Genomic DNA, 21,301 nt, shown 5'->3' with positions numbered 1-21,301 from the left:
GCGCTTATTTCTCGCGCTCGTTGCCGGCAGTTGCGGCGAGCCGAATATCACGAGCGACCAGCATGCTCTGCACCTGATTGGTGCCGTCGTAAATCTCTGCGATCTTCGCATCCCGGAGACACCGTTCGGCGCCGAGTGAAACCAGATCCCCGTCCGGGCCGAGGAGTTCTACGCAGCGTGCAGCCGCAGTCGTGCCCAGAGTGGTGCAGTGCATTTTGACCAACGACACCTCGGCTACCGGCTCTTCCGCGCTCGCGTCGACCAGATCGGACACCGAGAGCAGCATCGTGCGCGCTGCCGTGATTTCGCCCCGTAGACGGGCGAGTTCGAACTGGAGATCCTGCGCGTGCGAAGTCCTGGACGACAACAGGTCACGCTCGGCAGCCCAGGTCACCACGGCGTCGAAGGCGCCCTGCGCAAAGCCGACACCCTGAGCTGCAGCGCTGATTCGCGATCGGGTGACCGACCTCAGCAGGAGCGGGTATCCCTGGCCTTCCTCGCCCATGCGCGCCGACAGTGGAATTCTGCAGTCCTGGAAAGACAAACTCACGGTCGACGCACCTTTCTGGCCCAGTTTCTTCATGGGCAGACCAGGGGTGAAACCGTCGAGCGCCGCGGTATCGAGTAGGAAAGTTGTCACCCCGGCTTTTCCGAGAGCAGTATCGACGGATGCGAACAGCACTACGACGTCAGCCCGGTCGCCGTTGGAAATGAATGTCTTCTCGCCGTTGATCACGTAGCTGTCACCGTCGCGACGAGCCACTGTGCGCATCGCACCGACATCGGATCCCGCTCCAGGTTCGGTCAACGCAATCGAGCCGATTGCAGTTCCATCGCACAAGGCAGGGATCCATCTGTCTATCTGCGCTTGTGAGCCCAGTAAGTGAATCGGGTGAGCTGCGTGCATCTGTGTCATGTATACAGTCGATGTAGCACCGCAGGCGGCCGATACCCGTGACAAGGCCTCTGCGTACGTCGAAGTGCTCGAGCCCGTCCCTCCCAACGACTTGTCCATCTGCAGAATGCCCAGGCCGGCATCAGCCAGTGCAGCCAACCCTTCAGCCGGGAACTGACCGGTTGCATCGAGTGTCACCGCCTGGGGACCGATGGTCTGCGCGATCAGTGTGTCGACGGCCGCGATTACGTCGTAATCGACGCTGGCCCAGGTTGTAGTCATTGGAGATCCTCGTGGAAAGTAGGTGCGCGACGTTCCGCGAAGGAGGCTATGCCTTCTTGCCCGTCCCGTCCGGCGATGGAAATGGCAGCAAGCGCGGCCTCGTGGTCGAGCGCTGCGGCCGCAAATGCCGGTCGCGCCGCATCGAGAATGTTGGCTACCCCGCTCCGACTTCCCGAAGCGATCAGTTCTGCCTGTCGACGAGCCTGCGTCGCGGTGTCCTCGGGGGGCAGCGGTGGAACGGAAAGAAGTCCAGTCTGCCACGCACGATCGGATCCGATGCGTTCACCGCCGAGCATCATCAGCAGCGCGGCTGGCTTGCCGACCGACTTGGCCAGCCGCTGAGTGCCGCCGAATCCAGGGATACACCCGATCCGTGCTTCCGGGAGCCCGAACTGACTTCGATCGGAAGCAATGACCACGTGGCACGACAGCATGAGTTCGAAACCACCGCCCAGCGCGAACCCGTCGACTTCTGCTACAACGGGGACAACGGAATCGGCGATGGCGGACATAGTCCGCTGGCCTGCATGGATGAAGGACTGAGCGGCCTCCACGCTGAGGCCTCTGATCTCGTCGAGATCCGCACCGGCGCTGAACGCTCGATCGCCCCGGCCACGAATGACAATGGCGCCGACCGTTTGCTCATGCTGAGCACGTTCGAGCGCAGACCGAATTTCGCTCAACACAGTCGAATTGAGTGCGTTCAATTGATTCGGGCGATTGATCTCGATCGTCAGAACTCGACCGAGTTGTTCGACGTTCGTCACGGAACCCATACGACCTCCTCGTCGGACAGTGCGGCAATCGCAGACTCGTCCAGGCCGAGTTCCGCAAGCACAGCGCGGCCATGTTCTCCGCGCTGAGGTGCTGGTATCCGGGCCTGTCGATCCTTGGGATCCGAGGACAGACGCCAGGGCGTCCCTACTCCGCGGAACGTCCCTGCGACCGGGTGAACGTAGTCGACAATCGCGTTCCGTGCCTCCACCTGTGGGTCGGTGACTACTTCCGACAACGAGTTGATGCGAGCACACGGGACCCCCACGTCCTGCAGAATCTTCAGGGCTTCTTCCGACGAAAAAGCCTCCAGACGCGCCTGGAAGGCGTCGACTACCTCGTCCCTGTGTGCCCGGCGGTCTGCGTTCGTCCGAAGATCCTCGCGTGCGCCGAGCACTTGAAGGCCGAGCGCTTCGCACGAGCGACGCCAATGACCATCGTTACCGATCGCCACGACGATCGGGCGGTCCGCTGTTCGCATGGACTGGTAGATGGCGACTACAGAATCCCTCCCCGAGCAAGGCTTGGGCTCCGGTTCGCCAGCAAGGTAACTCGCGATACGAGGCGACATGAACGCCAAATCGGCTTCGAGAAGTGCAACGTCGACGACTTCACCTGCGCCGGTAAGCTGCTGGCGCACAAGGGCAGAGGCTACGGCAAACGCCGCTACTGTTCCTGCTGCCACATCCGACAAGGCAGTACTTACCCGTTGAGGAACCCCGTCGGCACCGGTCACGCTCATGATTCCTGACCTTGCCTGTGCGATCAGGTCGTAACCGGGCAGACCAGCATCGGGGCCGGTCAATCCGAAGCCGCTGAAAGCGCAGATCACCAATTTCGGGAACCGCGCTCGGAGGGACTCCGGATCGAGTCCGTGTTTTACGAGCTTGGTGGGATTGAGATTCTCGATGAAGACGTCTGCAGACTCCAACAGCTTGAAGAGAACCTCACGTCCCGATTCTCCTCGAATATCAAGGCACATACTGCGCTTGTTCCGATTCACCGACAGGAACCAGGCAGCCTCACCGTTGAGGAACGGGGGGCCCCAACCCCTCGCGTCATCACCCCGGAGCGGCTCGATCTTGATCACGTCGGCACCCATATCCGCAAGGTACATCGACGTCGTCGGAGCAGCATAAGAAGACGAGATGTCGATGACGCGGATACCGGCCAAGGGCCCGGTTGCTGGGGCCACGTCGAACTCCGTTCCATTCACTGTCGGCGCGCCGGCCGAACTCTTTTCCGCGGTCATGGCAGCACGCTCCCCTGTGGTCCGAGTCCTCGTTGAGCGAGCCGAGCAATGTGAAATCGTCTTCCACCAGAACGCGCTTGGATGCTGATGGCATCACGTAGCAACCCGGCGAGTGGATACTCGTCGATGTAGCCGTAACCTCCGTGTGCCTGGATCGCATCGATGCACACCGCGACAGCGACCCGTCCTGCAGTCGCAGACACAGTTGCACTCGACGTGCCCCCGTCGACTGCCCGGATCAGAAGCGCTTCCGCCTCGTCCACCGCTAGGTCCATCCCGGCAACGATGGCGCGCAGACCGGTGAACGAACCGATCGGAACACCGAACTGACTGCGACCCATCACATAGGACTGGGTTTCCTGCACTGCGCGTCGAGCAAGTCCGACCAACGCAGCCCCGGTAAGTAGGTCCCAACGAGCAATAACCTCGGAAGGATTGGCGTTGCTGCGCGTTACGTCAGTAGGCATCGAGACGGAGACAAGCTCTGCACGATGGAGTCCCGACCGTGGCTGGCTGGCATCGATGGACACCGAACTCCAGGGAGCAACGAGAATCGAGTTGCTCGCAGCGTCCCAGACAACGGCCCTCTCCGGCGCCAGCGCCTCCGACGCGACTGCCGCGGCGCCGTCGAACGAAAGAGCGAAAGTAGAACCGTTGGTCCCGCACTCGCGCCCGACTGCATCGGCGGCATAACGACCAGCAAGAGCGAACGCCAACGACGGCGCTGACTGCGCAGCGACCCGAACCGTGTGGGCGAGCCAGACCAATTCATCCGACTCCTCCACGATTTCGCTCGCAAGATCCAGGAGTCCCGTCTCCTCCAGCGTCCCTCTGATCGAAGATGGAGAATCTGAGGTGTCGGCAAAGCCCGTAGCTACCTTGTCGGCGGTGGCAAGGAAGTCCGCTACCTCTGGGCTCCACGGGTTCACTTGTTGAACCTCTTCCGGTCAGGTTCGCGGCGCTCCTCGAAGGATTTCGACATTTCGTCCGCCTCCTGGGTGGAGCGATACGCAGTCAGTAAGAGATCGTGCGCCATTCGCGCTTGCCCCACTACTCCTGTGTGGCGGCCCGAGAACGCCGTCTTGAGTGCACTCAACGCGAAAGGTCCACGCTGTCGCATAGTTTGAGCAATCTCTTGCGCGTGTGCCACCGGATCTTCGGCGATGTCGTTGATCAATCCCAATGCCGATGCCTGCTCGGCGGTGTACTTTCGGTTGAGATACCACATCTCCTTGGCACGTTTACGACCGATCGTCTCTTCCAGATACCACGTACCGTAGCCGGCGTCGAAGCTCCCTACCATCGGACCGACCTGTCGGAAAATCGCGTGCGGTGCTGCCACGGTCAGGTCGCACACAACATGGAGAACGTTGCCTCCGCCGACGGCGAATCCGTTCACGGCCGCGATCACTGGTTTCGGCATCGTGTCGATGAACTCGTACAGGTCGATCACCGGCATCACACTGGAATAGTCGAGCGACTCGAGTTCTTCGTGTTCGCCACCGATACAGAAGAATTTGTCGCCGGTTCCGGTCAGAACCGCAACGTCGATGGACTTCGTCTCGCGCACGGTTCGAAACGCATCCAAGAGTTCGCGGGCCGTGGTGAACCGCAGTTTGTTTGCGTTCTCGGGTCGGTTGATTGCGATTGTCGCCACCCCGTCATCGACCGAGACGACGATGTCTTCATATGTCATTGCGGTACCACTCCCACGCATCGTTCCAAAACTTCTTGGTTGGCAGTTTCTTTACAGAAATGTACATTGTCATACAGATTGAAGCAAGGTATCCCGACCGCTCCGCAAGGCCGGTTCCCACCGCTAGGAGATCTCATGACCACCACGTCCGTCCCGATCTGCGTCGTAGGCGCCGGCACTATGGGGCGAGGTATTGCGCAGACTGCACTCGCGGCCGGGCACCACGTAAGTCTGGTTGATCCTCTACAGACCCAGTTGACCGCTGCAGCGTCGGACATCGAGTCACGCTTGGCGAAACGCCATCCCGAGATTGCCGCACAACTGCCAGAGCGCTTGACCCTGTGCGTGTCGATCGATCAAGCGCCACCGGCCCCGGACACCGTGGTCATCGAGGCAGTCTTGGAATCACTCGACGTGAAAAGCACGGTATTCGATTCCGCCGCAAACCACTTCGGCAAGCAATGCATCCTGGCGACCAACACCTCCTCGTTGTCCGTTTCAGAGATCGCCGCCAGATCACCCCTCCCAGACCGGGTTGTCGGCATGCACTTCTTCAATCCCGTTCCGGTCATGAAACTCGTCGAGGTGGTGTCGGCCTTGCAGACGATTCCTCCGGTCAGCGATTTCATCGCGAAGCTTGCCGAATCGTGGGGCAAGCAGGTCGTACGAGTGAAAAACGCACCAGGCTTCATCGTCAATCGGGTTGCGCGGGGTTTCTACGGTGAGCCTCTTCGGCTCATACAGGAGAACGTGGCTTCGCCGGCGACGCTCGACGCGGCGATACGCGACGGCGGACAGTTCAGAATGGGTCCGTTCGAACTGATGGACCTCATCGGCAACGACGTGAACGCCGCGGTGACTCGGACGGTGTGGACCGCCTTCAACTTCGATCCCAGGTTCGAGCCGTCACGCATACAGGACGAACTGGTCTCGGCCGGTCGGTACGGCCGCAAGCGCGGCCAGGGCTTCTACTCGTACGAAGATGGCGCGACGCGTGATCTCCCGACGACTGCAGACGTCGGAATCATGCCCGAGAAAGTCGTCATGAACGGCTCGTGCGACGCGCTGGACACACTCGTCGCGCGCGCTGGAATCGATATCGAACGCACTGTGCCGAAATCCGAAGGCGCAACTGGAGAGCTCAGCATGGACGGCATCACCGTCCTCGTCACCCGCGGGCGGACCGCCCGAGCCGAGTCGGCGGCACGAGGTGGATCTCCGGTGGTCCTGATCGACCGTTGCATCTCGATGGACAACGTTGTTGGAATCGCTGTGTCGGCTTCCGACCCTGAGACTCTCCCTGCTCTCGCGGCGCTGATGGACAGCGCCGGCATCACTGTCTACCCGATCGCCGATGTACCCGGTCTCGTCCTCGCCCGCACCTTGGCTGTTATTGCGAACGAGGCATGGGAAACGACCCTGCACGGTGTCGCGAGCGAGGACGATATCGACGTCGCGATGAAACTCGGAACCAATTACCCCGCGGGCCCATTCGAGTGGACCACTGCCTGGTCCCGGGCCACCCTACTGAACTTGTTGGACGAGTTGTGGGACGCATACCACGACGGGCGCTACCGGGCCAGTCGTTCGTTGCGCGACCCCGCTACAGGGTGAACCATGCACCCTTTTGAGCTGGGCATTCGGCCGACAAGAAGGCTGTAACGTTCTACGTTTTATGTAATGTGTCTGACATCTTTCCTATTGGTTACACAAATTTCGGAGGAGTACCCATGAGTCGTTTGGTCCGTACCGCAGACTTGTCCGTCGAGCAGGAGGGAATCCTCGAAGTCGTCCGTAAGTTCGTCGACAAGAAGATCATTCCGGTCGCCACGAAGTTGGAACACGCCGACGAGTATCCGACCGAGATCGTAGAAGGGCTCAAGGATCTCGGAATCTTCGGTCTCACCATCCCCGAGGAGTACGGCGGCCTCGGAGAGTCCCTGCTGACCTACGCGCTCGTCGTCGAGGAGATCGCTCGCGGGTGGATGAGCGTGTCCGGGGTGATCAATACACACTTCATAGTCGCGCACATGCTGAAGCAACACGGCACCGACGAACAGAAGTCGCGATATCTCCCCAAGATGGCGACCGGCGAAATTCGCGGCGCGTTCTCCATGTCCGAACCCGGGCTCGGCTCCGATGTAGCTGCGATCACCACCAAAGCTGTTCGTACCGCCGAGGGCTACGAGATCACCGGGCAGAAGATGTGGCTGACCAATGGAGCATCGTCGACCCTCGTTGCGGTGCTGTGTAAGACAGACGAAGGCTCCGACTCCTCGTACAAGAACATGACAACATTCCTCGTCGAGAAGGACGCAGGTTTCGGGGAGACCGCTCAGGGAGTGACCATCCCCGGCAAGATCGACAAAATGGGTTACAAAGGTATCGATACAACCGAGATGATCCTGGACCGCCACAGAGCGTCGTCCGAGCAGGTCTTGGGAGGCATTACTGGTCAAGGGTTTTATCAGATGATGGATGGCGTCGAGGTCGGCCGGGTGAATGTCGGAGCTCGCGCGGTCGGTATAGCCAATCGCGCTTTCGAACTCGGTGTTACCTACGCGCAGCAGCGAGAGACCTTTGGAAAGCCGATCGCCGAGCATCAGGCAATTCTGTTTCGTATCGCCGAAATGGCAACCAAGGTAGAGACGGCCCACGCCATGGTCGTTCGCGCTGCCAAATTGAAGGACGCAGGCGAGCGTATGGATGTCGAGGCCGGCATGGCCAAGTTGGTTGCAAGCGAGTACTGCAAGGAGGTCGTCGAGGCTTCTTTCCGTATTCACGGTGGCTATGGCTACTCCAAGGAGTACGAGATCGAGCGACTCTACCGCGAAGCAGCGTTCATGCTGATCGGCGAAGGAACGTCGGATATCCAGAAGATCATCATCGGCCGCGCGCTTCTCAAGGACTACAAGATCTGATCGCTCGGACGAGTTCGTTCTTCGAAGCCTTCCGCCGGGAAGTAGTGAGGTCGAAAATCATACGTAACGCACTTCTATACCTGCCATTGCCACTTGCACACGAGTGGCAATGGCAACTTCGAGCACGTTGCCGTGACGAACGATGGTCGTCACTCTTCGACTCTGACGACACCGAAACGGTGGACGCGGCAAAAAAAGTGTGCCTGGATTGCCCGGTACTCGAACAGTGCCGCGATCATGCAATCAACGCAAATGAACCCTACGGGGTGTGGGGTGCCCTCGCCTCGGAGGAGCGTAATCGACTCAGATGGGCATTCGGGTCACTCATGTCCAGACACGACCGTTACCGTCCTGTCGATACGTGAAGACATAGAACTACGAATTTCTACACGAAAAAGCTCCGGGACCATCTGCATGGTCCCGGAGCTTTCTGCTGCAGAGCCTAGAAGGGAAGCGTGCTGGCTTCCCCTTCGAATCCGTAGATGGATTTGATCTCGAGGTACTCCTCCAGGCCGTAGACACCCATCGAGCGACCGACGCCCGACTCTTTGTATCCACCCATCGGGGTTGTTTGATTCGCGTTCGAGCCGTTGAAGCAAATTCGACCGGCGCGTATTCCCGAAGCGAACTCGTAACCTCGCTTACGGTCCTCGCTGAAGACGTAACCGCCCAACCCGAAGATCGAATCGTTTGCGATTTCCAACGCCTGGTTCTCCGTGCGGTAAGGCATCACAACCAGAACCGGTCCGAAGATTTCCTCGCTCGCCAGCGTCATATCCGGTGTGACGCCGGCCAAAACGGTGGGTTTGCAATAGAAGCCGCGGTCGAATCCGTCAACACGCCCTGGACCGCCGGTGATGAGCTGACCACCCTCCTGCAGACCGATTTCGATGTGTCGTTGAACGCTGTTGAATTGCTGCGCGTGAACGAGCGGTCCGTGCGTGGTGTTCGGGTCGTGGGGGTCACCGACTGTCATCGAGTCGATTGCGTCGACCAGGTGAGAAAGAATTTCGTCCACTTGACTTTCGTGCACCAGGAGCCGGCTGGGAGCATGGCACGACTGACCCGAATTCGAGAAACCACGCGCAATATTGAACTGTGCAGCCTTCTTCAGATCGCCGTCGGTGAGCACGATGTTCGCGGATTTACCACCAAGCTCCAGGCATGTTCGTTTGACCGTTTGGGCTGCAGCTTCGCCGACCTGGCGCCCGGCAGAGGTCGAACCGGTGAACGAGATCAGATCTACGTCAGGATGCCGCGAAAGTCGATCTCCCACAACGCTACCGCGGCCGATGACCAGGTTGAACACGCCCGAAGGAGTGCCCGCTTCGTGCATGATCTCGGCGAGTGCAACACCGGAGGCAGGCGACGCATCGGATGGCTTGAGCACCATCGTGCAACCTGCTGCGATTCCATAGATGACCTTGATGACGGACGTTTGAATCGGCCAGTTCCACGGTGAGATCAGCCCACATACGCCAATTGGTTCGCGCCGAAGGATGGTGCCATCGAGCTGACGCTCGAATGCATAGTCTCGGATCACGTCTCGCGCAACTCGCATGTGCCCGGGAGACGACGTGACCTGCCCCTTGAAGGAGATTGGGATGCCTACTTCATCGGCGATCAGTGCAGACAGGTCCGCCCCGCGGCGCTCGTAGGCCGCGATGATCCGGTCGATGAGATCGATTCGATCTTGCACCGATGTTCGAGAGAATTCGCCGAAGGCCCGTTTGGCCGCGGCCACAGCTCGGTCCACATCTTCGACCCCACCGCCGGTAGCCACGGTTGCCCACGGCTCCTCCGTTGCCGGGTTGATGAGCGGACGGCTGCCCGGGGACGATGGCGCAACCCATTCACCGTCGATGTACATCTTGTCGAAGTCGTGGTCCATTGAGTTCCTCCAGCGCGTCGATGTCTATTGTCAGACTAATTACGAAGGTGTTATAAGTCAACCAAAACACGCGATGCGCCACCTGGGAAATTCGAGCGGGCCGAGGAGCTGATTGCACCCTGTCGAACCGCTCCCAACCGTCCGCCTCGAGTGGTCCTAGCGCCGTCCGGTCCATCCTGACCTACAGCTGATGATACTGTCAGATGTTTAAGAAAAGATCGTCGTACGCAGAGACTTGACACCGTAAGCGGGGGGTGTCATTCAATGGCAGTCACAACGCAGTGGGGGTACCTTGCAACGTGTGACGCTGTACGACATTTACCGGTCGCACGCCCAACGACACCTGGAGGCCAGATGGCGTTCACACCAAGCAACTTCAAAGCTACGCAAGTCACCCGTCCGCGAGACCAGGTCGAGGCTCAGCTTCGAGAAGCCATCCTGGACGGACGATTCGCTCAGGGTGAGAAGCTCCCACCCGAGACGGAGCTTGCCACTCTGTTCGGAGTGAGTCGCCCGACCGTTCGCGAAGCCCTCGGTGCGCTCGTGAGCGGCGGACTCATCCGCAAGATCCCGGGGGTTGCGGGTGGCAGTTTTGTCAATACCGTAACGCCCGACTCTCTGAGTCAAATGCTCAGTCAGTCAATGGACACAATCTTACGAATTGGCGCTTTGGACGTCGACGAGATCACTCAGGTTCGCAGGGTGCTAGAGATTCCTGCGGCCCAGTGGGCGGCGAGAAACCGCAGCGACGAAGACATTGCCGCGATGCAGTCGGTCATCGAGCAGCAGAAAAAGACCACCATCGACGATCCTGATATTCCGGAGTACGACCTACGTTTCCATACCGCGATCGGTTTCGCTTCCGGAAACCGACTGCTGGCAGCGTTCATCGCCGCGGTCCACAACGCGACACATCCAGCGCAGTTCCTGGACGTGACGAAGGAAGTCGCGCAGAAGACGATCCGTCAACACATCGCGATCGTCAAAGCCATCGAAGCAGGCGATGCCGACAAAGCAGGCGAGGAAATGAGGAAACACCTCGACTTCGTTCTTCGGTACTCTCTTCCCTGCTGAGCGTGCGTCGGTCCAGTCAGGGGTGTCTCGCTGACGTTGTCGGTCTCCGGTGTCATGACTCGTCCGAGCCGAGCACCTCCTCCGCTACCGACATTGCGGCCATAGCCTTCGGCCAACCCGCATAGAAAGCGAGATGGGTGATCACTTCGACCAACTCGCCTCTCGTCGCCCCGTTGTCTCGAGCTCGCACCAGGTGATAGCGCAGCTGGTCCACGTTGCCGCCTGTCACCAAGCAGGCAACGGTGATCATGCTGCGCTCCTTCGGGCTGATGCCCGTGCGCTCCCAAACCTCACCGAACAGAACTTTGTCGGTGAAACCGATCAGGCCCGGAGAAAACCGTGCCAAAGGATGCTGATCGCCGCTCGGACGTTTGTGGCTTGCCGACATAGCTACTCCTGTTCATTCACTTTCGAGACACTTGCCGCGGTACATCACCGGTTCCGGTGTGCGGGCATCATCGTCGTGACCACGGTCGTCGGCCGATCACTCCTGTTCTGCCAGGCATGACGCGTACCACGCTGAACCATCGAGTCGCCGGCGCGAAGGACTACTTCGCCCTCTTCCAGAACAGCCCAGATCTCCCCGTCGATCACAGTCATCACGTCGATGGTTTCGGTCGTGTGCATTCCCGGTACGGCACCGCCCGCTTCGTTTCCGGGGCCGTAGATATCCTCCATAGCCGCCGCGAACGCTGCAGCCGCCTCCTCGGAGATCGAACTGTCGGGCGGAAAGATCGTCGTCCGCACCACAACGCCGTTAGCAGGCGGCGCAAGTATCACTTCGCTACCGAGTGAGGACTCGGAGTCGACCGAAATCGGTAGCTCGTCCTCGCGCCACAACTCCATCACCAGGGTGCCCGTTGGCCGTCTCGTCCAGGTCTTTGTAGGCCCGTCGAACGAAGCAACCGATTTGCCGTGTTCGTTCACGCCTGTGATCACAACCCGAGCCAACTCCGGTTCGTCGTTACTGGTCATTCTGGTCTCCTTCGAAGGATGGGCTGGGAAGCCCGTGATCATGGGGGCCGGGAGCACTGGACAAGCCAGTGTCAAGCCCGAGCCTTGCCGTACTCCTCGTCGGTCACTTCGACTTCCCAATCGGTGGCACCGAGCGTGATCGAGGTGTGCAGCATGAAGCGATCGACAGCAGCGCCGTGCCAGTGACGCACGCCCGGCGGGGTCCAGATCATGTCACCGGCGCGAACGGTGACAATTCCGTCCTCGTCGGACACATGTCCTTCACCGGCCGTGACGATGAGCAGCTGTCCACCGACGTGTGAATGCCAGTAGGTGCGGGCGCACGGTGAAAAGAAGTTGTTTCCCACTGCGACACCGTCGGTGGGGGCCAAAACCATGTCACGCCAGGCCTTGCCGGTGAAGGTACCGTGCGCCAGCGCGGACGGCTCGCTGTTTGCTCCCCTGATGACGTTCAACATTGAAAGGTCTACCTTTTCGCTTGAGTGTTAATACCTGACATTTTAGGGCGTAGTAAACGGCACGCGGTAGTTTTCGTCGATTCGTCATCCTCCGCGGATGACGCGTCCGAGGTGAGTCGCTGCCGACTCCACCATCTCCCGTGCAGAGTCCATAAGCGCCGTGTGGTGGGCGAAGCCGTGCATCTGGTCATCGGCGGACAGGAATGTCACCGGAACTCCGGCCCGCAACAACAACCGCGCATAGTCCGCCCCTTCGTCGCGAAGTACGTCGTACTCCGCAACGCACAGCACCGTCGGCGGCAGTGAATTCATCGAACCCTTGATCGGGAACAGGTACGGGTCTTCTCTCGCCCATTCCTGGGGCAGATACGCATCCCAGATCCACTTCATGAAGGTGCGATCGACCGTGAACCCCTCACCTCGCTCCGAGTAGGAGGCGTTGTCCGAATCCCAATAATCGAGAACGGGATACAGCAGGAACTGTGCCGCAAGCCGGCGAACACCACGGTCTCGAATTCGCTTTACGAGTGCCGCTGCGATTGTCCCGCCTGCGCTGTCACCTCCGAGAGCGAGTGCAGCCGGATCGATGTCGAATTCGTCGCTGTGGTCGATCAACCACTCGAAGACTGCGTCACCATCATCGATCGCGGCCGGATAGGTATGCTCGGGACTCCTCCGGTAGTCGACCGAGAAGACTCGGCAGTGGGCGACATCGGCGATCGTTCGACACAGTTCGTCATGCGTGTCGAGATCATTGAAGATCCACCCACCGCCATGGAAGAAGACGAGAGCCGGCATTCGATGCCCACACGGACCGTAGGCACGCACGCGGACACCACGTCCCTTCGCGGGAACGACAAAGTCGTCAGCTCGTACCAAGGAGTTCTCGGACCGCCTGATGAGCGCAGTCCGCATGCGTGATCGAGCAACGTCGAGCGGAACCTCGTGTAGCCGAGGGAGTTCAACGGCTGCACGCCGCATCTCCTCCGCGACAGGATGCAACAACATTGCGCACCGCCGTCGGCGTTCAATCGAGTGTTCAGATTCCATCGTGCTCGGGTCCGATGCCAACAGCGGTCCTAGGACTTGCTGTACCACTCGGCCATGAGCTGACTCTGATCGGCGTGACCGCCGAAGCGCTCGATCGCTGCCTCGGTCATGTCTTCGACGAGGTGTCCGATCGGCGTCGCATGATTCATGCTCTCGGCCAGTTCGTTTGCCAGGTGCACGTCTTTTTTCATGAGGTCGAGCGTGAAACCCTGCAGTTGGTACTCGGGTTCACTCAGAAGCGTCGGGAAGGTGTACTCGGTCGTGTAGTTTCTCCCGGTCGAGCTGTTCAACACCGCGACAACGGTGGACTGCTCCATACCGCACGCCTGCCCGAGCCGGATCGCCTCCAACGCAGCGAAACGATTGCAGCTGTTGAGGAGATTGTTGACCAGCTTCATTGCATGGCCTGCTCCGACCGGCCCCACATGATGCACGTCCGGCGTCACCGCGCGGAGGACTTCGACGACCTCGGCGAACACGTCGTCGTCGCCGCCGACCATCAGCGTCGCCGTTCCGTCCCGCGCTCGACGCACACCGCCGCCGATCGGCGAATCGAGAAGTTTCACTCCTCGTTCGGCGAGGGCCGCAACCACTTCGTAGTCAGCGGTGGGAGTGCCGGTGGTGGTATCGACCACCACCGATCCCGCAGCGAGATATTGGGCGATGCCGTCGTCTCCGAACAGTAATTGGTCGACATGCGTCGGAGCTGGCAGGCATAGGAATACGACGCGACACGTGCGGGCAATCTCTGCTGACTCGACGAAAGTAGCACCTGCCGCGACCAATTCGTCGGCGGCCGCCCGGTTGCGATCGTTGACGTAGAGGTCGAAGGGCTCCACCAGGCGGCCCGCGATTGCAGAGCCCATCGCTCCGATACCGATGAATCCGATCTTTTCAGTCATTGCGTGACTCCTTGTATTTTCGATGCAATTGGCAGGGCAACTTGTACAGGCTCAATCCGCCGAAAAGGATGCCCCGAGATGCCAGTCGACGAAAGCTCGAAGGCCGTCCTCGATTCGGGTGCTCAGCACCGGCCCCAGGTCGGCAAGCATCAAGTCACGGGAAACCTGCTGATACCGAACCAGTTCGGACTGCCACTCGACCGTGGACGTGTCACCCCCGACGAGATCGACGAGTGTGCGAAACAGCTCGGTGGTGCTGATCGGCTCGCCAACCACGTTGATCGCTCTCGCACGCGAATCGACGGTGAGTGCGGCCATAAGCGCTGCCGCCGCATCGTCGACGAACACAAGATCATGAAGCGCGTCGGGCGCCCACCGCACCACGGGAGTTCCGCCGGCACGGACGGCGTCGATGACATCCATCATCATTCCGCCGAGCGAGTTGTCCCGGTTCACTCCTGGCCCGTAGATGGTGCCGAGCCGCAAGGAGATGAATTCGGCCCCTCCCGTGTTCGCGTGCGCCTCCAAATACGCCTCGACAGCCAGCTTGCTGGCCCCGTACATTCCGATGCCACTGCCCTCGGCGACCTCGTCCTCACGATGCCCGTACGTTCGCTTTGTCGCGAAGTTTCCGTACACGCTGTGCGATGAGCCGTAGACGATCCGCCGCACTCCGTGACGCTTCGCCGCGTCCATCAGGCCGTAGGCAGACGAGACGTTGACTTCGAATGCGGTCCGCGGATCGTCGAGGCCAGCCACTGCCCGAATAGCCGCAAGGTGTACAACGCTCCCCGATCTGGCAACAAGGGAGTCGACAGCACCGCGATCACGAAGGTCGATGTCGCACTTCTCGACGTCGGCCAGTTCGCTGAAGGGCGCCGATCGATCTGTCCAGTGCGAGTCCGCAGCCAGCACGTGGTAGCGACCCGACTCGCTCAATTGCGACACGAGCTTCGATCCCACGAAGCCGGAAGCGCCGGTCACCAACACGCTCTCCTTTGTTACCGTCACGCGCACCTCTTTCGATTGCTCATCCCACCAGTCCACTGGCACCTTCGAATCGATAGTCGGGAGATCGAAGAAGCAGCAACATTTGACAATCGATTTCAGCAGATGTTTTACCAAGTGTCAACTATCTGACTTATGATATTTTGTGAAGGCGGAGTTCGTGGATCACATGAGCCAGACGCTGACGAACCGTCACGATCAAGGCGTCGGGTGTTGTCGACGCCCGCGTTGTCGATTGCGAGGACGTCCCGCCTTCAACCGAGGTTCCACCCAAAGGAGATCGAGCAATGCTGATGGAAGACCGACACGGGAAGTTGTTCGTCGATGGTCAATGGATTGCCGCACGCGGCGAGCGCATACCTGTCGTCTCCCCCGCCACCGAGAAGCTTCTCGCCGATGTGGCCTCAGCATCGACCGACGACATTGACGTTGCCGTTGCCGCGGCACGTAAAGCCTTCGATGTCGGACCGTGGCCACGCATGTCACTCGACGAGCGAATCGCAGTGGTCACTCGACTCCGCGACGTGCTGGTCGACCACAGCGAATCCATCGCCGACCTGATTACAACCGAAATGGGATGTCCCATCACCCAGTCCCGGGCGATTCAGGCTGTCAACCCGGTGAGGGTGATCGACGCGTATCTGGATTTCATCGGCGAGTACCCGTTTCGCGCCGTTCGTTCGGGACCGTTCGGGAACGCGTTGGTGACAAGAGAACCCGTCGGCGTGGTCGGGGCCGTCGTACCGTGGAACGTTCCCATGGGTATCAGCGTCCAGAAGATGGTGCCTGCGCTCCTCGCGGGGTGCACTTTCGTGTTGAAGCCCGCGCCGCAGACGACTTTGGACGCATACTTGCTGGCGGAGCTCATCGAGCAAGCCGGATTCCCCCCGGGTGTTGTCAACGTCGTACCAGCTGAGCGTGAGGCGTCGGAGCACTTGATTGCGCACCACGGGGTGGACAAAGTGACGTTCACCGGCTCGACCGGCGCGGGGCGTCGAATTGCGGCACTGTGCGGCACGGACCTTCGTCGCGTGACGCTCGAACTCGGTGGCAAATCGGCCGCAGTTGTTCTCGACGATGCAGACATGGCAGCAACCGCCGAAGCACTCCGTATGGGTTCTTTTCGAAACAACGGGCAAATATGCACGTTGAAAACTCGAATCCTCGTATCGGAGAAACGCGAGAACGAGCTTCTCGATTCACTCGCGGCGATGATCGACACAATGGCAGTCGGCGATCCGCACGCCGATTCGACCGAAATCGGCCCTCTATTCACCGAACGCCACCGCACCACGGTCGAGAACTACATCAGGACAGGACAGGAGGAGGGCGGCCGCATCGTCAGAGGCGGTGGTCGTCCGGCCGACCTTGCACAGGGCTGGTACGTGGAACCGACGATCATTGCCGGGGTATCCAGGGGCGCGACTGTGGCACAGGAGGAAATCTTCGGGCCTGTCGTTTCCGTGATCACCTACCGCGACGAGGATGACGCGATCGCAATCGCGAACGATTCGCAATACGGTCTGAACGGCGCTGTGTTCTCCTCGGATCTCGAACGCGGACTTCGCGTTGCGAGCAAGTTGCGCACCGGCGTCGTCGAGCTGAATGGCAATCCGATCGGGCTGCAGTCACCTTTCGGCGGATTCAAAATGAGCGGAATCGGACGCGAGAACGGGGTCGAAGGCTTGGACGCTTACACCGAGCTGCGGTCGATCGGCCTGCCCTCCGAGTTCGCCCGAAACCTCGCCTGACAGGCGCGGAGCCACCAACAGTCAAAGGGCCCGGAACCTCCGCAGGTTCCGGGCCTCGCTGTTTCCAGGCGACTTACTCACCATGCATAAGCGGCCGGAGCTTCTCCGCCTGGACCCGGGAAGATGGTATCCAGCTCCGCCATTGTCTCCGCGGACAGTGAAACGTCCAACGCACGAATACTCTGCTCGAACTGTTCGACGGTCCGGGGACCCGCAATGATCGTGGAAACTACGGGGTTCGCCAACAACCAGGCGGTTGCAACGTCGGAGGGACGCTCACCGATCTGCCGGCAGAGCTCTTCGTAGGCCTCCAGTTGGGGGCGGATCCGTTCTATTCTGGCCTGCATTTCGGGTCGACTACGGCGACCGCTGCCGGCGTTGTCGAGCACACCTCCCAGGAGGCCGCGCCCCAGCGAACTCCAGGGAATCAATCCGATCCCATAGTTCCGCAACGCTGGAATCAGTTCGAGTTCCACTGTGCGCTCGGTCAGATTGTACAAACTTTGTTCCGAGACCAGGCCGAGAAAGTGACGGGAATTTGCGATGCACTGGGCAGTCGCGATGTCCCATCCTGCGAAGTTACTACTACCGACATAGCTGATCTTGCCCTCCCTGACCAACTGCTCGAATGCCTGCCACACCTCGTCCCATGGCGTAGTCCGATCGACATGGTGCATCTGATACACGTCGATGTGGTCGGTCTGAAGTCGGCGGAGGCTCGCCTCGCAAGCCCGGCGGATGTGATAGGCCGACAGCCCCCGATCGTTCGGACCGGTCTCCATCGGTTGGTAGACCTTCGACGTCAGGACGATCTTGTCCCGTCGCGAGCGGTCCTGCGTCAGCCACTTCCCGATGATCTCCTCGGAAGTGCCGAATCCTTTCTCCATGTCTGGAGTCTGCGGACCACCGTAGACATCAGCCGTGTCGACGAAGTTGATGCCGCTGTCGACTGCATGATCGAGAATTTCGAAGCTTCCGGCTTCGTCCGTGACAAAACCGAAGTTCATCGCGCCCAGACCGATTCGACTCACCTTGAGTCCGGAGCGTCCCAAATTCTTGTATTCCATTTCCATCTCCTCCTGAGGCGAGAAAATCCGGAGATCATCTCGGACTGCATGGCGGACGGATCAACCGTCCCGGTGGTCCGCCGACCTAATGCGCCACGCTGTACGTTTCCATGACGTCGACTACGAGGCTGCGCACCTCAGGTCTCGCGATCAGCGCGATGTTCGCGGCCAAACTCTCCTCTAGCGCTACTTCCAACTCGATCGTCGACGCGGCACGTGCAATCCGCTTCGCGTTCGCGTAGGTCACCGCAGGGCCGTGTGTCATAGCGCGAGCCACCTCGGCCGCCCGACCTGAGAGGTCCTCGGCGGCACACACCTCGCTCACCATGCCTAGTGCGAGTGCCTGATCGGCGTCGATGAATTCGCCACTCGCAATCATCCGAGACGCCTTTTCCAGTCCTATCAGCTTGGTCAACAAGTAGGCACCGCCCGCAACAGGAACCATTCCGAGGTTGACATAGCTCTCGGCAAATCTCGCTTTCGACGCAGTCAGACGGACGTCACAGGAAAGTCCGAAGTCCAACCCGCCAGCGGTTGCGTGTCCGTTGTACGCGGCGATTACTGGAATCGGGGCATTCCACAGCAACCGCACCGTGCGCTGGACGGAAGGCATCCAGGTCACCGCAAGATAATTCATCAGACCGTCCGCACCATCCGCGGAGTACACGGCGTACATGTCCTTCACATCGGCGCCGGCGCAGAACACTTTGCCGGTGCCGGTGAGAATCACCGCACCGACTCCATCGGTCTCAGCGAGGCCGGCCACCGCGTCGCCCATTCGGGTCACCACGTCCGGGGTGACGGAATTGCCCCGATCGGGCCTGTTCAGCCTCACCGTACCTATTTCATCGACCACCTCGACGACAATGTCATCGCCGGTCTCGATTGTTGGGTCAACCACGTTCCTTCACCACTTTCGTAACGTTGCTCGGCACCGCACTGGGGTCCTCGACCCATGAGGTGAGAAGCCGCTTGATGTCGCCGCGCGCAACCTTCGCAGCCTGCGAGGCACGCGGAATCGGATCGGCCGAAATGTACACGTGGCCAGGGCGCTTGAATCCCGCAAGGTTGTCACGCAGGACGTCGGTCAACTCTCCGCTCACGTCCGTCACCGCAGGGTCGACGTGGACGTATGCGGCCGGAGTTTCACCCCATTTCGGGTCGGGCACGCCCACCACGACGGCCTCGCGGACCATCGGGTGTAGTTCGAGGGCCCGCTCGATTTCCACCGGTTGAATGTTGGTCCCACCCGTGATGATGGTCTCGCTCGCGCGACCGACGATGAAGATTCGTCCGTGCTCGTCGAAATGGCCGAGATCAGAAGTGCGCCACCAGCCGTCGGGCAGAGTTCGATCGGCGTGCTCGGCCTCGCCGCCCAGCAAGGTTGGCGCCACGCTTGCTGTGCGGATGACCAACTCACCGTCGACCCCCGGCTCGGGCCGATCCAGGACTGCACCGTCGGCGAACACCGAGAACTCGACACCTGGTACGGGACGGCCTATAGAGGACCACAGGGCCCGGTCGCGCATCTCAGATCGTGTCAGCAGCGTGGTGGATGCTGGGGCCTCCGTCTGCCCCCAACAGTTGATCATCGCGTCGGTGTACTCGGTGAGCACGTCGAGCGCAGGCAACGCGGCTGGCTCGCCTGCGAGCATCATGCAACCCAGCGACGAGGTGCGGAGTCGTTCGAGACCGGAGATCTCCGAAAGCCGCCGCAGCATCGTGGGCACCGCGAACATCCAGGTGATGCCGCGATCGGCGATCACGTCGAGCATCTGCTCGGGATCGAATTTGCTCATGACCACGTTGGTTCCACCAGACAGCAGCGTCGGCAGAACACTCCAGCCGCCCGCATACACCAGCGGAGCGACCTGAAGTGTGCGTGGTGACGCAGTGGGGGCGCTGGTGCTCATTACCCAGGTGTTTCCCAGAATCGCTGCGCGAGCCCCTCGGTGAGTGATCGGGATGCCTTTCGGCTTTCCGGTCGAACCCGAACTGAAACGGATGTGGTAATAGTCGTCGGGCCCGGTCACGGCCTGCACAGGTGCTGACGCTCCACCCGCGACCAGCTGGTCGAAGGACATCCAGCCGTCTCTCGCGCCGAGAACCACTTTGAGGACCGCCGAGCCCTCCAGCACCCCGTCGAGGACGCCTGCCGAGGGCGGATCGGCGACGACCAGTCCGACATCAGCCAAATCCAGGCATCGACGGAGTTCGTTCGGTGCAAATCGATTGTTCAATGGAACCTTGACCAGGCCTGCCTTGAGCAGGGCGAACTCCAGCACCACATATTCGATGTGATTCTCGGAGACCCATGCCACGCGTCCGCCAGGCCGCAGACCCAAGCCGATGAATGCGTTCGCGAGACTGTTGGATACCGAGACAAGTTGGTCGATGTTGAGCGAACGATTACCTGCCGCTTCCTCGACTGCGACCTCGTGGCCGGGCCGCCGCTGTACCTGGCTCATCAGCTGAACCACGGTCTGAGCGACGGCGGACGTTGGGTAGCTCATATCAAATCTGCCCGAATCCGATGGGCATGGTTGCCACCGACAAACCACCGTCGACCACGATCGTTTGACCGTTGATAGCTGCGCTTTCCGGAGAACACAGGAACGCCATTACATCGGCCACTTGAGACGGAGTCGCGTATGCACCCGATGGGGTTTGGGTCAACCAGTTCTTCGCGTAGTCGTCCCATGACTCCCCCGCGTACAAGCGGAACGAGTCGGTATCGATCGGGCCGGGGCATACCCCCACCGCAGTCACACCGTCGCCGGCGAGCTCCACGGCCAAATTTCGGACAATCGACTCCATGCCCGCCTTCGCTGCCCCGAGCAAACCGTGCAACGGCAGCGCCCGAAAGCTGTCCCATCCGCTCACCGCGAGCACCCGACCGCCATTTTGCATGTGCGGCAACGACAGACGGACGAGATCGAGGAATCCCTGAATGGTGATTCCCATCGTCTTCTCGATGTGGTGCGCGCGGATGTCCATCAGTGGTTTGAACGCACTGGCTGCCGCGTTGGCGACCACGACATCCAACCGCCCGTATCGCTGCACGGCCGCATCCACGAGTTGCTGCACCGACTCGGTGTCGGAAATATCAGCTTTGAGCGCCAACCCGGTGCCACCGACTGCCTCGATTTCGGCAACGGTGCGCATAGCCGACTCGTCGTCGCGACGATAGTTCACTACGATGTTCGCGCCCTTGGCCCCCAGCTTGAGGGCGAGTTGCTGGCCCATTCCGCGGGATCCGCCGGTGATGAGGACGGTTTTGTCTCGCATGTCCATGGATGCCTCTC

21 protein-coding genes are annotated in these 21,301 nt (G+C 60.4%); 5 read left to right on the top strand and 16 right to left on the bottom strand.

From position 1 onward, the window contains the following. Positions 1–4 precede the first annotated feature (4 nt). From CH290_RS09345 to CH290_RS09325, 5 genes are read right to left on the bottom strand one after another with little or no spacing between them, the layout of a single operon-like run. Positions 5–1,177: an acyl-CoA dehydrogenase family protein gene (locus CH290_RS09345; protein WP_033190808.1), complete on the bottom strand. Its 1,173-nt coding sequence runs from the start codon at positions 1,175–1,177 to the stop codon at positions 5–7. Next, on the bottom strand, positions 1,174–1,953 hold the full coding sequence (locus CH290_RS09340; protein ID WP_033190807.1) for an enoyl-CoA hydratase/isomerase family protein: 780 nt from the start codon (positions 1,951–1,953) through the stop codon (positions 1,174–1,176). The genes CH290_RS09345 and CH290_RS09340 overlap by 4 nt, the downstream gene beginning before the upstream one ends. Beyond that, the gene (locus CH290_RS09335) at positions 1,941–3,146 is read right to left on the bottom strand and encodes a CaiB/BaiF CoA transferase family protein (protein ID WP_033190846.1); all 1,206 of its coding nucleotides are present in this window, start codon (positions 3,144–3,146) and stop codon (positions 1,941–1,943) included. The genes CH290_RS09340 and CH290_RS09335 overlap by 13 nt, the downstream gene beginning before the upstream one ends. A gap of 53 nt (positions 3,147–3,199) precedes the next feature. Continuing rightward, positions 3,200–4,132: an acyl-CoA dehydrogenase family protein gene (locus CH290_RS09330; RefSeq protein WP_094620696.1), complete on the bottom strand. Its 933-nt coding sequence runs from the start codon at positions 4,130–4,132 to the stop codon at positions 3,200–3,202. Then, positions 4,129–4,899, bottom strand: a complete 771-nt coding sequence (locus tag CH290_RS09325; RefSeq protein WP_033190805.1) for an enoyl-CoA hydratase-related protein — start codon at positions 4,897–4,899, stop codon at positions 4,129–4,131. Before CH290_RS09325 ends, CH290_RS09330 begins: the two co-directional genes overlap by 4 nt. Positions 4,900–5,034: 135 nt before the next feature. Between CH290_RS09325 and CH290_RS09320 the strand changes: the two genes are divergently transcribed. The 3 genes from CH290_RS09320 (at position 5,035) to CH290_RS09310 (ending at position 8,185) form a co-directional block, all read left to right on the top strand. Further along, positions 5,035–6,513 carry a 3-hydroxyacyl-CoA dehydrogenase NAD-binding domain-containing protein gene (locus tag CH290_RS09320; protein ID WP_033190804.1) on the top strand — a complete coding sequence of 493 codons (1,479 nt, stop codon included), beginning with the start codon at positions 5,035–5,037 and terminating at the stop codon, positions 6,511–6,513. A gap of 116 nt (positions 6,514–6,629) precedes the next feature. Beyond that, positions 6,630–7,820, top strand: a complete 1,191-nt coding sequence (locus CH290_RS09315) for an acyl-CoA dehydrogenase family protein (RefSeq protein ID WP_033190803.1) — start codon at positions 6,630–6,632, stop codon at positions 7,818–7,820. Between the two features lie 44 nt (positions 7,821–7,864). Then, on the top strand, positions 7,865–8,185 hold the full coding sequence (locus CH290_RS09310; protein ID WP_094620695.1) for a WhiB family transcriptional regulator: 321 nt from the start codon (positions 7,865–7,867) through the stop codon (positions 8,183–8,185). Positions 8,186–8,262: 77 nt separating this feature from the next. Here CH290_RS09310 and CH290_RS09305 read toward each other — a convergent pair whose 3' ends face one another. Next, positions 8,263–9,711 carry an aldehyde dehydrogenase family protein gene (locus tag CH290_RS09305; RefSeq protein WP_033190802.1) on the bottom strand — a complete coding sequence of 483 codons (1,449 nt, stop codon included), beginning with the start codon at positions 9,709–9,711 and terminating at the stop codon, positions 8,263–8,265. A 264-nt stretch (positions 9,712–9,975) separates the two neighbouring features. Between CH290_RS09305 and CH290_RS09300 the strand changes: the two genes are divergently transcribed. Further along, positions 9,976–10,785 (top strand): FadR/GntR family transcriptional regulator, encoded by an 810-nt coding sequence (locus CH290_RS09300; RefSeq protein ID WP_329955251.1) that lies wholly within the window; start codon positions 9,976–9,978, stop codon positions 10,783–10,785. Between the two features lie 52 nt (positions 10,786–10,837). On the opposite strand, the gene CH290_RS09295 is transcribed toward CH290_RS09300, so the two are convergent. From CH290_RS09295 to CH290_RS09270, 6 genes are all read right to left on the bottom strand, one after another. Continuing rightward, positions 10,838–11,173 (bottom strand): carboxymuconolactone decarboxylase family protein, encoded by a 336-nt coding sequence (locus CH290_RS09295; protein ID WP_033190800.1) that lies wholly within the window; start codon positions 11,171–11,173, stop codon positions 10,838–10,840. Between the two features lie 44 nt (positions 11,174–11,217). After that, positions 11,218–11,760 (bottom strand): cupin domain-containing protein, encoded by a 543-nt coding sequence (locus tag CH290_RS09290; protein ID WP_033190799.1) that lies wholly within the window; start codon positions 11,758–11,760, stop codon positions 11,218–11,220. Positions 11,761–11,831: 71 nt separating this feature from the next. After that, complete coding sequence (locus CH290_RS09285) at positions 11,832–12,218, bottom strand: cupin domain-containing protein (protein ID WP_052083373.1); 387 nt, start codon at positions 12,216–12,218, stop codon at positions 11,832–11,834. Positions 12,219–12,302: 84 nt separating this feature from the next. Continuing rightward, positions 12,303–13,016, bottom strand: a complete 714-nt coding sequence (locus tag CH290_RS09280) for an alpha/beta hydrolase (protein WP_170947597.1) — start codon at positions 13,014–13,016, stop codon at positions 12,303–12,305. A gap of 281 nt (positions 13,017–13,297) precedes the next feature. Continuing rightward, positions 13,298–14,170: an NAD(P)-dependent oxidoreductase gene (locus tag CH290_RS09275; protein ID WP_033190798.1), complete on the bottom strand. Its 873-nt coding sequence runs from the start codon at positions 14,168–14,170 to the stop codon at positions 13,298–13,300. A gap of 51 nt (positions 14,171–14,221) precedes the next feature. Beyond that, positions 14,222–15,181: an NAD-dependent epimerase/dehydratase family protein gene (locus tag CH290_RS09270; protein WP_170947598.1), complete on the bottom strand. Its 960-nt coding sequence runs from the start codon at positions 15,179–15,181 to the stop codon at positions 14,222–14,224. A 284-nt stretch (positions 15,182–15,465) separates the two neighbouring features. Between CH290_RS09270 and CH290_RS09265 the strand changes: the two genes are divergently transcribed. After that, positions 15,466–16,929 carry an aldehyde dehydrogenase gene (locus CH290_RS09265; protein WP_033190797.1) on the top strand — a complete coding sequence of 488 codons (1,464 nt, stop codon included), beginning with the start codon at positions 15,466–15,468 and terminating at the stop codon, positions 16,927–16,929. Between the two features lie 77 nt (positions 16,930–17,006). Here CH290_RS09265 and CH290_RS09260 read toward each other — a convergent pair whose 3' ends face one another. The 4 genes from CH290_RS09260 to CH290_RS09245 all read right to left on the bottom strand — a co-directional run bounded on the left by CH290_RS09260 (position 17,007) and on the right by CH290_RS09245 (position 21,284). After that, the gene (locus tag CH290_RS09260; RefSeq protein ID WP_033190842.1) at positions 17,007–17,996 is read right to left on the bottom strand and encodes an aldo/keto reductase; all 990 of its coding nucleotides are present in this window, start codon (positions 17,994–17,996) and stop codon (positions 17,007–17,009) included. Between the two features lie 85 nt (positions 17,997–18,081). Continuing rightward, positions 18,082–18,897, bottom strand: coding sequence for an enoyl-CoA hydratase/isomerase family protein (locus CH290_RS09255; RefSeq protein WP_230621144.1), 816 nt, complete (start codon positions 18,895–18,897; stop codon positions 18,082–18,084). Next, entirely contained in the window at positions 18,890–20,509 is a 1,620-nt protein-coding gene (locus CH290_RS09250) for a class I adenylate-forming enzyme family protein (RefSeq protein ID WP_033190796.1), read from the bottom strand. The genes CH290_RS09255 and CH290_RS09250 overlap by 8 nt, the downstream gene beginning before the upstream one ends. 1 nt (position 20,510) lies before the next feature. After that, positions 20,511–21,284 carry an SDR family oxidoreductase gene (locus CH290_RS09245; protein WP_230621143.1) on the bottom strand — a complete coding sequence of 258 codons (774 nt, stop codon included), beginning with the start codon at positions 21,282–21,284 and terminating at the stop codon, positions 20,511–20,513. Positions 21,285–21,301 lie beyond the last annotated feature (17 nt).

It is taken from the genome of Rhodococcus sp. 06-156-4 (genome assembly GCF_002259345.1).
Lineage (GTDB): Bacteria > Actinomycetota > Actinomycetes > Mycobacteriales > Mycobacteriaceae > Rhodococcoides > Rhodococcoides fascians_E.
This window is presented reverse-complemented; position numbering and strand designations above follow the sequence as displayed.